At 40.2% G+C, this 12604-nt stretch carries 11 protein-coding genes; 10 read left to right on the top strand and 1 reads right to left on the bottom strand.

Annotated features, from left to right (window positions below; translation table 11 throughout):
* Positions 1 to 10: 10 nt before the first annotated feature.
* The 10 genes from IGL49_RS06845 (at position 11) to IGL49_RS06800 (ending at position 11509) form a co-directional block, all read left to right on the top strand.
* Positions 11 to 937: an aspartate carbamoyltransferase catalytic subunit gene (locus IGL49_RS06845; protein WP_002357411.1), complete on the top strand. Its 927-nt coding sequence runs from the start codon at positions 11 to 13 to the stop codon at positions 935 to 937.
* A gap of 8 nt (positions 938 to 945) precedes the next feature.
* Positions 946 to 2229, top strand: a complete 1284-nt coding sequence (locus IGL49_RS06840) for a dihydroorotase (RefSeq protein WP_104853989.1) — start codon at positions 946 to 948, stop codon at positions 2227 to 2229.
* A gap of 2 nt (positions 2230 to 2231) precedes the next feature.
* Positions 2232 to 3311 carry a carbamoyl phosphate synthase small subunit gene (locus tag IGL49_RS06835; RefSeq protein ID WP_104853988.1) on the top strand — a complete coding sequence of 360 codons (1080 nt, stop codon included), beginning with the start codon at positions 2232 to 2234 and terminating at the stop codon, positions 3309 to 3311.
* The gene (gene carB, locus IGL49_RS06830; RefSeq protein ID WP_104853987.1) at positions 3311 to 6493 is read left to right on the top strand and encodes a carbamoyl-phosphate synthase large subunit; all 3183 of its coding nucleotides are present in this window, start codon (positions 3311 to 3313) and stop codon (positions 6491 to 6493) included. The genes IGL49_RS06835 and carB overlap by 1 nt, the downstream gene beginning before the upstream one ends.
* A 107-nt stretch (positions 6494 to 6600) precedes the next feature.
* Positions 6601 to 7392 (top strand): dihydroorotate dehydrogenase electron transfer subunit, encoded by a 792-nt coding sequence (locus IGL49_RS06825; RefSeq protein ID WP_104858158.1) that lies wholly within the window; start codon positions 6601 to 6603, stop codon positions 7390 to 7392.
* Positions 7389 to 8324 carry a dihydroorotate dehydrogenase gene (locus IGL49_RS06820; protein ID WP_104853985.1) on the top strand — a complete coding sequence of 312 codons (936 nt, stop codon included), beginning with the start codon at positions 7389 to 7391 and terminating at the stop codon, positions 8322 to 8324. The genes IGL49_RS06825 and IGL49_RS06820 overlap by 4 nt, the downstream gene beginning before the upstream one ends.
* Positions 8317 to 9030, top strand: coding sequence for an orotidine-5'-phosphate decarboxylase (pyrF, locus tag IGL49_RS06815; RefSeq protein WP_104858733.1), 714 nt, complete (start codon positions 8317 to 8319; stop codon positions 9028 to 9030). The genes IGL49_RS06820 and pyrF overlap by 8 nt, the downstream gene beginning before the upstream one ends.
* A gap of 1 nt (position 9031) precedes the next feature.
* Positions 9032 to 9664: an orotate phosphoribosyltransferase gene (gene pyrE, locus IGL49_RS06810; RefSeq protein WP_002360179.1), complete on the top strand. Its 633-nt coding sequence runs from the start codon at positions 9032 to 9034 to the stop codon at positions 9662 to 9664.
* 183 nt (positions 9665 to 9847) lie between these two features.
* Positions 9848 to 10561 carry a carbonic anhydrase gene (locus tag IGL49_RS06805; protein WP_373413000.1) on the top strand — a complete coding sequence of 238 codons (714 nt, stop codon included), beginning with the start codon at positions 9848 to 9850 and terminating at the stop codon, positions 10559 to 10561.
* 18 nt (positions 10562 to 10579) lie between these two features.
* A complete protein-coding gene (locus IGL49_RS06800; protein WP_104853982.1) occupies positions 10580 to 11509 on the top strand; it encodes a LysR family transcriptional regulator in 930 nt (309 codons plus the stop codon).
* A 48-nt stretch (positions 11510 to 11557) separates the two neighbouring features.
* Here IGL49_RS06800 and IGL49_RS06795 read toward each other — a convergent pair whose 3' ends face one another.
* Positions 11558 to 12604, bottom strand: coding sequence for a GntR family transcriptional regulator (locus IGL49_RS06795; RefSeq protein WP_104853981.1), 1047 nt, complete (start codon positions 12602 to 12604; stop codon positions 11558 to 11560).

The following is a 12604-nucleotide window of genomic DNA, read 5'->3' as shown; positions in this document are numbered from 1 at the left end:
GACTGGACGAATGATTATTACATCTGAACGAATTAGTTTAAAACATCTTTTAACTGCAGAGGCTTTAACCGACCGTGAAGTCATGGGGTTAATCCGTCGTGCAGGAGAATTTAAACAGGGAGCAAAATGGCACCCAGAAGAACGTCAATATTTTGCAACAAACTTGTTTTTTGAAAATAGTACTCGAACACATAAAAGTTTTGAGGTAGCTGAGAAAAAATTAGGCTTAGAAGTGATTGAGTTTGAAGCGAGTAGAAGTTCTGTTCAAAAAGGAGAAACGTTATACGACACAGTACTAACAATGTCGGCAATTGGTGTAGATGTAGCAGTCATTCGTCATGGTAAAGAAAATTATTATGATGAATTGATTCAAAGTAAAACGATTCAATGTTCTATTATTAACGGTGGGGACGGGAGTGGACAACACCCTACACAATGTTTATTGGATTTGATGACCATTTATGAAGAATTTGGTGGATTTGAAGGCTTGAAAGTGGCGATTGTGGGAGATATTACACATTCTCGTGTTGCTAAATCAAATATGCAGTTATTAAACCGTTTAGGCGCTGAAATTTATTTTTCAGGTCCAGAAGAGTGGTATGATCATCAGTTTGATGTCTATGGACAATATGTGCCGTTAGATGAAATTGTTGAAAAAGTCGATGTGATGATGTTGCTTCGCGTGCAACACGAACGTCATGATGGTAAGGAAAGTTTTTCAAAAGAAGGCTATCATTTGGAATATGGTTTAACCAACGAACGGGCAACTCGTTTACAGAAACATGCAATTATTATGCATCCAGCGCCAGTCAATCGGGATGTTGAACTGGCAGATGAATTAGTGGAAAGTCTGCAATCTAGAATCGTCGCTCAAATGAGCAACGGAGTCTTTATGCGCATGGCAATTTTAGAAGCAATTTTACATGGAAAGGCCTAGGTGGAGAAATGAAGACGTTAATTAAGAATGGAAAAATCATCAAAAAAGAGAATCAATTGATTGAGGCAGCACTTTGGCTAGAAAATGGTGTGATTCACGCAATCGGGGAATCGTTTGACGAAGCAGATTTTGAGCAAGTGTTTGATGCGAAAGGGCAACTAATCACGCCAGGCTTGGTCGATGTGCATGTTCACTTTAGAGAACCAGGCTTTACGTATAAAGAAACAATTAAAACGGGTAGTAAAGCTGCTGCTCGCGGTGGTTTTACTACGGTTTGTGCAATGCCCAATTTGAATCCAGTACCAGATACGGCTGAAAAATTAAGTGAGGTTTACGACTTAATTCAAAAAGATGCAGTCGTGAAAGTCTTACAATATGCCCCCATTACAGAAGAGCTACGGAGTGAAGTTTTAACCAATCAGAAGGCCTTAAAAGAAGCGGGTGCCTTTGCGTTTACGAATGATGGTGTTGGTGTCCAAACGGCAGGAACGATGTACTTAGCCATGAAAGAAGCGGCTGCATTAAATATGGCGCTTGTTGCGCACACGGAAGATGAATCTTTATTATTTGGTGGTGTGATGCATGAAGGAGAAGTTTCTAAGAAATTAGGCCTACCAGGGATTTTAAGTGCAACGGAAGCTTCACAAATTGCTCGGGATATTACTTTAGCAAAAGAAACAGGCGTTCATTATCATGTTTGTCATGTTTCAACAGAAGAAAGCGTGCGCGTTATTCGAGATGCTAAAAAAGCAGGGATTCACGTAACAGCCGAAGTTTCGCCACACCATTTAATTTTAGTCGATGAGGATATTCCTGCTGACGAAGGGTTTTGGAAAATGAACCCGCCATTACGTGGTTTAGCAGATCGACAAGCATTAATTGACGGCTTGTTAGATGGCACGATTGACTGTATTGCTACCGATCATGCGCCCCATGGCTTAGAAGAAAAACAACAATCATTTTTAAACGCACCTTTTGGTATTGTCGGTAGTGAAACGGCCTTCCAATTGATTTATACGAACTTTGTCGAAACAGGCATTTTCACGTTAGAACAAGTGATTAATTGGATGGCAGTGAAACCGGCAGAAATTTTTGGATTAAACGCAGGAACACTAACAATTGGTGCACCAGCAGATATTGCAGTTTTTGACTTAGCAACAGCTGCCCCAATTGATGCAGAAGCATTTGAATCAATGGCTGTCAATACACCATTTACAGGGTGGACAGTCAAAGGAAAGACACTTATGACATTTGTTGACGGAGCATTAGCTTGGTCGGAGGAGGCGCAGTAGGTTTGAAAAGGTTATTGATTTTAGAAGACGGAACAGTATTTGAAGGGAAAGCGTTTGGTGCAGAAGGTAATGTAGTAGGTGAAGTTGTTTTTACTACTGGCATAACAGGTTACCAAGAAGCAATTACTGACCAAAGTTTTAATGGACAAATGATTACTTTTACGTATCCATTAGTTGGAAATTACGGGGTCAACCGAGATGATTATGAATCCATTGCACCAACCTGTAAAGGTGTCATTGTTAAAGAGCATGCGCGGGTTGCTTCAAATTGGCGTCAACAAATGACCTTGGATGAATTTTTAAAGCGCAAAGGGATTCCAGGAATTTCAGGGATTGATACGCGTGCGCTGACTCGTAAGTTACGATCAGCTGGAACAATGAAAGGGAGCATCATTGATGCCGTGGATGATTTACCGCATGCGTTTGATCAATTAAAAGCGACGGTCATGCCGAAAAATCAAGTGGCACAAGTCTCCACCACTAAGCCTTATCCAAGTCCAGGGATCGGGCGTAATGTGGTTGTCGTTGATTTTGGGTTGAAACATAGTATTTTGCGAGAATTATCAAAACGGCAATGCAACTTGACCGTGTTGCCTTATAATACAACGGCAGAAGAGATTTTAGAATTAAGTCCCGATGGTGTCATGTTGACAAATGGGCCTGGAGATCCCAAAGATGTGCCTGAAGCTATTGAAATGATTCAAGCAATTCAAGGAAAAGTTCCAATTTTCGGCATCTGCTTAGGTCATCAGTTATTTTCATTAGCGAATGGTGCGGATACGTATAAGATGAAGTTTGGCCATCGCGGTTTGAATCATCCTGTACGAGAAATTGCAACAGGACGCATTGATTTCACTTCACAAAATCACGGATATGCCGTGGACGAAGCAACAATTGATCCGGAAAAATTACTTGTGACCCACGTGGAAGTCAATGATGGCACGGTTGAAGGCGTGCGTCATCGAGAGTATCCAGCTTTTACTGTGCAATATCACCCAGATGCGGCTCCAGGACCGCACGATGGTCTTCATTTATTTGACGAATTTATGGAATTAATGGATGCATGGAAGGAGCAAAACTAATGCCAAAACGAACGGACATCAAGAAAATCATGGTGATTGGTTCAGGACCAATCATTATTGGACAAGCAGCAGAATTTGACTATGCAGGCACACAAGCCTGTTTAGCGCTAAAAGAAGAAGGGTATGAAGTTGTCTTAGTAAACTCAAATCCAGCGACCATCATGACCGATAAAGAAATCGCGGATCATGTTTATATTGAACCGATTACTTTAGAATTTGTTTCAAGAATTTTGCGAAAAGAACGTCCTGATGCTCTTCTACCAACGTTAGGTGGTCAAACTGGATTAAATATGGCGATGGAATTATCGGAATCAGGAATTTTAGATGAGCTAAATGTAGAATTGCTGGGAACAAAGCTCAGTGCGATTGACCAAGCGGAAGACCGTGATTTATTTAAACAATTGATGGAAGAATTAGAACAACCGATTCCAGAAAGTGAAATTGTCAATACGGTGGAACAAGCCGTGGCTTTTGCCAAACGAATTGGCTATCCAATTATCGTTCGTCCCGCATTTACCTTAGGCGGAACAGGCGGCGGCATGTGTGATACGGAAGAAGAACTCCGCCAAATTGCTGAAAACGGTCTGAAATTATCACCAGTTACACAATGTTTAATTGAAAAAAGTATTGCTGGTTTTAAAGAAATTGAATATGAAGTGATGCGTGATTCGGCTGATAATGCAATCGTGGTTTGTAACATGGAAAACTTTGATCCTGTCGGCATTCACACTGGGGATTCGATTGTTTTCGCTCCGAGTCAAACCTTATCAGATTCTGAATACCAAATGTTGCGAGATGCGTCCTTGAAAATTATTCGTGCATTAAAAATTGAAGGTGGCTGTAATGTTCAATTAGCTTTGGACCCGCATAGCTTTAATTATTATGTGATCGAAGTGAATCCACGTGTTTCTCGCTCGTCTGCACTTGCTAGTAAAGCCACAGGGTATCCCATTGCGAAGTTAGCTGCAAAAATTGCTGTTGGTTTAACATTAGATGAAATGAAAAATCCAGTTACTGGAACCACTTATGCCGAATTTGAACCGGCTTTGGACTATGTTGTTTCCAAAATTCCTCGTTGGCCTTTTGACAAATTTGAAAAAGGTGCCCGAGAACTAGGAACGCAAATGAAAGCAACCGGGGAAGTCATGGCAATTGGCCGCAATATTGAAGAATCCTTATTAAAAGCAGTTCGTTCTTTAGAAATTGGTGCTTATCACAACGAGTTAGCAGAACTAAGTCATGTCAGCGACTTGGAATTAACGAAGAAAATGGTTCATGCGCAAGATGATCGATTGTTCTACTTATCAGAAGCCATTCGCAGAGGATATAGCATCGAAGAATTACAAAGTTTAACGAAAATTGATTTATTCTTCTTGGATAAACTTTTACACATTATCGAAATTGAAACGGCCCTTGAAAGTCACGTGGACAACGTAGCTGTCTTGAAAGAAGCCAAACAAAATGGCTTTTCTGATCGGAAAATTGCGGCACTTTGGGGACAAACAGAACAAGCCATCGCTGACTTCCGCAGAGCCAATCAAATTGTGCCCGTCTATAAAATGGTGGATACGTGTGCTGCAGAGTTTGAATCACACACGCCTTATTTTTATAGCACGTATGAAGTAGAAAACGAAAGCAATGTTTCGAAAAAGCCTTCTGTACTAGTATTAGGTTCTGGTCCCATTCGCATTGGTCAAGGGGTCGAGTTTGATTATGCAACGGTTCATTCTGTCAAAGCGATCCAAGCGGCTGGTTATGAAGCAATTATTATGAATAGTAATCCTGAAACAGTTTCAACAGATTTCTCTGTTTCTGATAAATTATACTTTGAGCCATTAACTTTAGAAGACGTCATGAATGTGATTGATTTAGAAAATCCGATTGGCGTGATCGTCCAATTTGGTGGACAAACAGCGATTAATTTAGCTGAGCCGCTCACAAAACAAGGCGTTAAAATTCTTGGAACAACGATTGAAGATTTAGATCGTGCGGAAAATCGTGATTTATTTGAACAAGCTTTGCAAGAGTTAGCGATTCCTCAACCACCAGGAGATACAGCCACAAGTGCAGAAGAAGCAGTCGTGATTGCTGATCGTATCGGCTATCCCGTTTTAGTGCGTCCAAGTTATGTTTTAGGTGGTCGTGCAATGGAAATTGTCGAAAATCAAAAGGATTTGGAAGATTATATGCGACATGCAGTCAAAGCTTCGCCAGAACATCCTGTCTTAGTTGATAGCTATTTATTGGGACAGGAATGTGAAGTCGATGCCATTTGTGATGGTGAAACAGTACTAATTCCAGGGATTATGGAACATATTGAACGAGCTGGCGTGCATTCTGGCGATTCAATGGCGGTTTATCCGCCGCAGTATCTTTCTCAAGAAATTCAAGCAACGATTGCCGATTATACAAAAAAACTGGCACTTGGTTTAAACTGTGTAGGCATGATGAATATTCAATTTGTTATTCATGAAAATCGTGTTTATGTGATTGAAGTGAATCCTCGTGCGAGTCGAACAGTTCCTTTCTTAAGTAAAATCACAGGGATTCCGATGGCACAAGTTGCTACAAAAGCGATTCTTGGTGAGAAACTGACTGACCTAGGTTATCAAGATGGATTATACCCCGAAAGTAAACAAGTTCATGTGAAAGCCCCTGTGTTCTCCTTTACGAAACTACAAAAAGTAGATACGTACTTAGGGCCTGAAATGAAATCAACTGGGGAAGTTATGGGTAGTGATTATTATTTAGAAAAAGCCTTGTATAAAGCCTTTGAAGCATCTGGCTTGCATTTGCCAAGTTATGGGGCTGTACTTTTCACCATTGCAGACGAAACAAAAGAAGAGGCTCTAGAAATTGCTAAGCGTTTTTCAGCAATTGGCTATAGTTTAGTCGCAACGGAAGGAACTGCTGACTTTTTAGCAAAGCATCAGTTGCCTGTTAAGAAAGTGACGAAAATTTCTAATCCTGAAGGGGAAACCGTGCTGGATGTCATTCGCAATGGCAATGCGCAAGTGGTAATCAATACCATGGATAAAAATCGTTCCAGTGCCAACCAAGATGGGTTTTCAATCCGTCGGGAAGCAGTTGAACATGGGATTCCATTATTTACCTCACTTGACACAGCAAATGCGATTTTAAAAGTTTTAGAATCAAGAGCCTTTACGACAGAAGCCATTTAAGCAAAAATCTGGAACAATCGTCTGAGGAGGACTGTTCCAGATTCTTTTACGAAGAAATAGAAAATCATTTATAGGGGAATTAGAGAATAAAGGAGTGAAGGATACTGATGCAGAGAAAGCAAGAAATGATGACCATTGTAGCTCAAAAACAGTTAGCGCCACGCATTTTTCAGTTAGACTTACAAGGCGAGCTAGTGAAAGAGATGACACGACCAGGACAGTTTGTGCATATCAAGGTTCCGCGTGCAGATTTACTTTTGCGGCGACCGATTAGCATCAACCAAATTGATCATTCGAACGAAACCTGTCGTTTGATTTATCGAGTCGAAGGCTCTGGAACGGAAGTTTTTGCCACCATGAAGGCTGGTGAACAATTAGATATTTTAGGTCCTTTAGGAAACGGCTTTGATGTAACTACCGTAGCAGCTGGTCAAACTGCTTTTATTGTTGGCGGAGGAATCGGAATTCCCCCATTGTATGAATTATCAAAGCAACTCAATGAAAAAGGCGTGAAAGTGATTCATTTTCTTGGTTATGCATCAAAAGAGGTTGCTTATTACCAACAAGAATTTATGGCATTAGGAGAAACACATTTTGCTACAGATGATGGCTCGTTTGGCGCTCATGGTAACGTGGGCCGTTTATTGTCAGAAGCGTTAGCAAAAGGACGGATCCCTGATGCAGTTTATGCTTGTGGGGCGAATGGTATGTTAAAAGTAATTGATTCTTTATTTCCAACACATCCCCATGTTTACCTTTCTTTAGAAGAACGGATGGCCTGTGGAATTGGGGCTTGCTATGCCTGCGTTTGCCATAAAAAAGGAGACACTACTGGAGCAAAAAGTGTCAAGGTCTGTGATGAAGGTCCGATTTTTAAAGCAAGTGAGGTTATCTTATGATGAAAAATCCTTTAGCCGTTTCAATTCCAGGTTTAACATTAAAAAATCCGATTATTCCTGCCAGTGGTTGCTTTGGGTTCGGGGAAGAATATGCTAACTATTATGACCTTGATCAATTAGGTTCAATTATGATTAAGGCAACAACCCCCCAAGCACGATATGGAAATCCCACACCACGTGTAGCTGAAACACCTAGTGGTATGCTAAATGCCATTGGATTGCAGAATCCAGGTTTAGAAGTGGTGATGCAAGAAAAATTACCAAAATTAGAAAAGTACCCTAACTTACCGATTATCGCAAATGTTGCAGGTGCTTGCGAAGAGGACTATGTGGCTGTTTGCGCAAAAATTGGGCAAGCGCCTAACGTCAAAGCAATTGAACTGAATATTTCCTGTCCCAATGTGAAACATGGCGGCATAGCTTTTGGTACAGATCCCGAGGTTGCTTTTCAATTAACACAAGCAGTCAAAAAAGTCGCCTCTGTTCCGATTTATGTTAAACTATCACCAAACGTAACGGACATTGTGCCGATCGCCCAAGCAATTGAAGCAGGGGGCGCAGACGGTTTTTCTATGATTAATACATTGCTAGGGATGCGCATTGATTTAAAAACGAGAAAACCTATTTTAGCCAATCAAACTGGCGGACTATCTGGCCCAGCCATTAAACCTGTCGCCATTCGCTTAATCCGACAAGTAGCCAGTGTTTCTCAGTTACCAATTATTGGAATGGGTGGTGTTCAAACAGTGGACGATGTCTTGGAAATGTTCATGGCAGGCGCTAGTGCTGTCGGGGTTGGTACGGCCAACTTTACAGATCCATATATTTGTCCGAAGTTGATTGACGGATTACCTAAGCGAATGGAAGAGTTAGGCATTGAATCGTTGGAACAATTAATTAAAGAAGTGAGAGAGGGGCAGCAAAATGCATGATAGACCAATTATTGCGTTAGATTTTCCCACGCAAAAAGAAGTGGCTGTTTTTTTAGAAAAATTTTCTAAGGAAGAAGCCTTGTTTGTTAAAGTAGGGATGGAACTTTTTTACGCAGAAGGACCAGCGATTGTTCGCTGGCTTAAAGAACAAGGCCACGATGTTTTCTTGGATTTAAAATTACATGATATTCCGAATACTGTGGAAAAAGCTATGACAAATTTAGCAAAATTAGGCGTTACAATTACCAATGTCCATGCAGCAGGGGGCGTTCGAATGATGCAAGCAGCTAAGGAAGGTCTAATCAAAGGGACTCAACCAGGCGCTAAGGTTCCTGAGTTAATTGCTGTAACCCAGTTGACTTCTACTAGTGAAGAAGAGATGCACCATGATCAATTAATCAATGTTCCTTTAGAGACAAGTGTCATTCATTATGCTAAATGTGCGGAAAAAGCGGGTCTGGATGGCGTAGTTTGCTCGGCCTTAGAAGCACGTGGTATTCAAGAAGCAACTAAGCAGACGTTTATTTGCTTAACACCTGGTATTCGTCCAGCAGGAAGTGCAGTAGGTGACCAACAACGGGTCGTTACGCCGCAACATGCTCGCGAAATCGGGTCCACATATATCGTTGTTGGCCGACCTATTACCCAAGCAGAAAATCCTTATGAAGCCTATCAAGAAATCAAAAAAGACTGGAGCGGAAAGTAACATGACAAAAGTAGCAAAAAAAATTGCCAAAGATTTATTAGAGATTGAAGCGGTGTTTTTAAACCCTAATGAGCCGTTTACCTGGGCTAGTGGCATAAAAAGCCCAATTTATTGTGATAACCGTATCACGATGAGTTATCCTGCTGTGCGTAAAGAAATTGCAGAAGGCTTAGCGGCGAAAATTAAAGAGACTTTCCCAGAAGTCGAAGTGATTGCTGGGACAGCTACCGCAGGGATTCCACATGCGGCATGGGTAGCCGATATTTTAGGATTACCAATGGTTTATATCCGCAGTAAAGCCAAAGACCACGGCAAAGGGAATCAAATTGAAGGCCGAATTTCTGAAGGACAAAAAATGGTAGTTATCGAAGATTTAATTTCAACAGGCGGTAGCGTTTTAGAAGCGGCAGAAGCGGCGGAACGTGAAGGAGCAACGGTTTTAGGCGTTGCGGCAATCTTCACTTATGAGTTACCTAAAGGAACGGCAAATTTTGCAGATAAACAGATGACGTTACTAACGTTAACCAATTATTCAACTTTAATTGATGCTGCATTAGAAGCAAACTATATCGAAGAAAAAGATGTTACCTTATTACAAGAATGGAAAAAAGATCCTGAAAACTGGGGCAAATAACCGTTGAACTAAAGACGGTTCTTGTCGTCTGATTTTTTAGTGCTATTTTCAGTAACCAGATTTAACGGTAGGAGAACTTAGGTCATTTGCCGAGGAGCGTAATGATCTAAGTTCTTTTGTTTGACGCAGAAAAGATGTTAGGATAGAGTTTTAACATGAGTTTTACCTGATTACTATGTGGAAATGAAGGAAGAGTGTATGAAAAAAATAAAAAATATGGACGTTGAATGGAGCTATACAGGCAACGATGGACCGGAACATTGGCATACGCTATGTGACTGGTTTGCAGAAGGTGCTAAGTTTGCTTATCAATCGCCAATTGCTTTGGAAAAAGAAAGTGCTGAGATAGTAAATTCTCAGATTACGTTTCATTATAAAAAAGAAGAATTCACTGAAAAGGAATTCAAAAATACGTTTCATTTTGTACCACCAAATACGGAAAGTTACGTAATGTTTGAAAATGTTGCGTATTATTTAACCGATATCCATTTTCATATGCCTAGCGAACATTTGTTATCGGGAAAGCAGTATCCGCTAGAATTCCATTTAGTTCATATGAATGATGCTGGCGAAAATTTAGTTGTCGGTTGCTTGTTTACCATCACTGAGGAAGAAAATCGTTTTTCAGAAGCGAATCATCCGATGGACTGGGAAAACGGCACGCACCAACAATGGTTTAATCCGTCAATCTTTTTACCAGAGAAGCGACTACACTACCATTATGTAGGCTCGTTAACAACACCGCCAACTAAGGGTCCAGTGAAATGGTTTGTATTTGATACCATTCAAAAAATGGATCAAACCTTTTTAAATAAGATCAAGGAAGGCATGTTGGCCTTTAACAATCGGCCCCTTCAGCCGTTGAATGGGCGTAAGATTTATTTTTCAAATGATTAGTGTGTGGAGGGAAAAGTGTTGAATATTCAACAAATGAAGTATGTTGCTGCCATAGCTAACAATGGGAGTTTTCGGGAAGCAGCCAAAAAACTATTTATTACACAACCTAGCTTGTCAAATAGTATTCGGGAATTAGAAGAAGAACTAGGGATTTCCCTCTTTTTACGTACCAATAAGGGCGCTTTTTTAACAGAAGAAGGAATGGTTTTTTTAGAACAAGCAGAGAAAGTCTTAGTTCAAATGGAGTTATTGGAAAATCGCTATCGCGAGACAGTGACCAGCGAACGATTCTCCATCTCTTCGCAACATTACGATTTTTTAGGTGAGGTAATTGCCAAAGTTCTTAAAAAGTATGGGGATCAATATAAAGATTTTCGTGTCTTTGAAACCACAACCTTAAAAGTAATTGAAGACGTCAAAGGATTTCACAGTGAGTTGGGGATTATTTATTTAAATGAACAAAATAGTGTCAGTATTGAACGGTATTTAGAACAAGCTAATCTAGCCTACGAGGTAATCAGTACTTTTAATACACACATTTTTTTAGGAAATCATCATCCTTTAGCCAAGCAAAAAGAAATTCATTTAGAGGAATTAGTTCCCTATCCACAAGTTCGCTTTAATCAAGAAGGAAGCAATTTTTCCTATTTTTCTGAAGATTTAGTTGAAATTCCTGAACAGGAATCGGTCATTCATACTACGGATCGTGGAACTTTAATGAATTTGTTGGTAGAAACCAATGCTTATGCTTCTGGTTCAGGAGTCGTAACGGGTTTTACGAAGAAAGAAATTCGGTTAGTGCCATTGGCGCCAGCCTTGGAAAATCGTATTTGTTTACTCTTTCCCAAAAATCGGGAAATCAGTCCGATTGGTCGCTACTTTATCAAAGAACTAAAAGCATTGTTTAAAAAAGAGATTGATACCAAAACGTTTAGCACTAAGGAATAAAAAGAAGGAACTATCAGTGGTTTGACTGATAGTTCCTTCTTTTTTGGCTCATTTTGAAACAGTAGCAATGGTTTCTCTTTCAATTAATGTGACAGGCACTTGAATGTCTTCTATGATTTGAAGGTCCTGTTGCATCGTTTGTAATAACACTTCGCCAGCTAGTTTTCCCATTTCTTTAAAGTCTTGTGCCATAGTTGTTAATGGAGGTTCGACAAATGCTGCTGCTTGAATATCGTCAAAACCAATAATCGATAATTCTGCTGGTACATGAATACCTAGGTTTTTACAGTTTCGTAAACAATGTAACGCGCTGAAGTCATTATCGCAGACCACGGCTGTGAGTTGGTGCGTCTCAAAATACTGTTTAAAGTTGTGTTCATCTAAGAGATTGGTTTCCGTGATTGCTGTATGAAATGCCAGATTGGCTTCTTTTAAAGCTTGGAGATAACCTAAATAACGTTGCCGAACGGATTGTAAGGCCGGACTTCCCGAAAGGATATATCCAATTTTCGTATGTCCTAAGCCAATTAAGCGTTCGGTTGCTGTTTTACCACCAGCAAAGTTGTCTGATTGAATGGTTGCAAAAGGTAAATCATGGATCTTTTTATCCAAGACAACGACTGGAAAATTCATCAAAGCCAACTCGAACAGTAAGTCGAGGTAGTCATTACTAGTAGCAGCATAATAGACAAGCCCGGCAAACTCATTCACAATGTCCGCAGCATTTTTCTCTCTCAAAAAATTAGGCGAGGTCATAAAGACTTCTAATCCAGCTGCTTGAATAGTAGGGGTCAAACCGCTATAGAAATTTCCTACTGATAAATCGTCTGCAAAAGGCAATAAAAAAAGAACTTTATTTAAAGAGGTATGGAGAGGAGGCTTTGGTGCTTGAACAAAACTTCCTTTTCCTTGGTGACGTTGGATTACGCCTTGCGTTTCCAACTCAGTTAGCGCTCGTTTGGACGTAATTCTACTGACGTTAAACTGAGCCGATAATTCTTTTTCGGTAGGCACTTGCGCTCCAACAGGCAATCGCCCTGAATCAATTTCATTTTGTAAATAATCAATAATTTGTTGATATAATGGTTGCTTCAT

Source organism: Enterococcus sp. DIV1337a (assembly GCF_051712285.1).
Lineage (GTDB): Bacteria > Bacillota > Bacilli > Lactobacillales > Enterococcaceae > Enterococcus > Enterococcus faecalis.
The sequence above is the reverse complement of the archived record's forward strand: the minus strand, read 5'-3'. Positions and strand labels throughout refer to the sequence as shown.

What these genes read in the sequence shown, in the direction of transcription:
- IGL49_RS06845 (WP_002357411.1), top strand. Translation starts at nt 11, where the DNA reads ATGATTATTACATCTGAACGAATTAGTTTAAAACATCTTTTAACTGCA.
- IGL49_RS06840 (WP_104853989.1), top strand. Translation starts at nt 946, where the DNA reads ATGAAGACGTTAATTAAGAATGGAAAAATCATCAAAAAAGAGAATCAA.
- carB (WP_104853987.1), top strand. Translation starts at nt 3,311, where the DNA reads ATGCCAAAACGAACGGACATCAAGAAAATCATGGTGATTGGTTCAGGA.
- IGL49_RS06825 (WP_104858158.1), top strand. Translation starts at nt 6,601, where the DNA reads ATGCAGAGAAAGCAAGAAATGATGACCATTGTAGCTCAAAAACAGTTA.
- IGL49_RS06820 (WP_104853985.1), top strand. Translation starts at nt 7,389, where the DNA reads ATGATGAAAAATCCTTTAGCCGTTTCAATTCCAGGTTTAACATTAAAA.
- pyrF (WP_104858733.1), top strand. Translation starts at nt 8,317, where the DNA reads ATGCATGATAGACCAATTATTGCGTTAGATTTTCCCACGCAAAAAGAA.
- pyrE (WP_002360179.1), top strand. Translation starts at nt 9,032, where the DNA reads ATGACAAAAGTAGCAAAAAAAATTGCCAAAGATTTATTAGAGATTGAA.
- IGL49_RS06805 (WP_373413000.1), top strand. Translation starts at nt 9,848, where the DNA reads ATGAAGGAAGAGTGTATGAAAAAAATAAAAAATATGGACGTTGAATGG.
- IGL49_RS06795 (WP_104853981.1), bottom strand. Translation starts at nt 12,604, where the DNA reads ATGAAGCAACCATTATATCAACAAATTATTGATTATTTACAAAATGAA.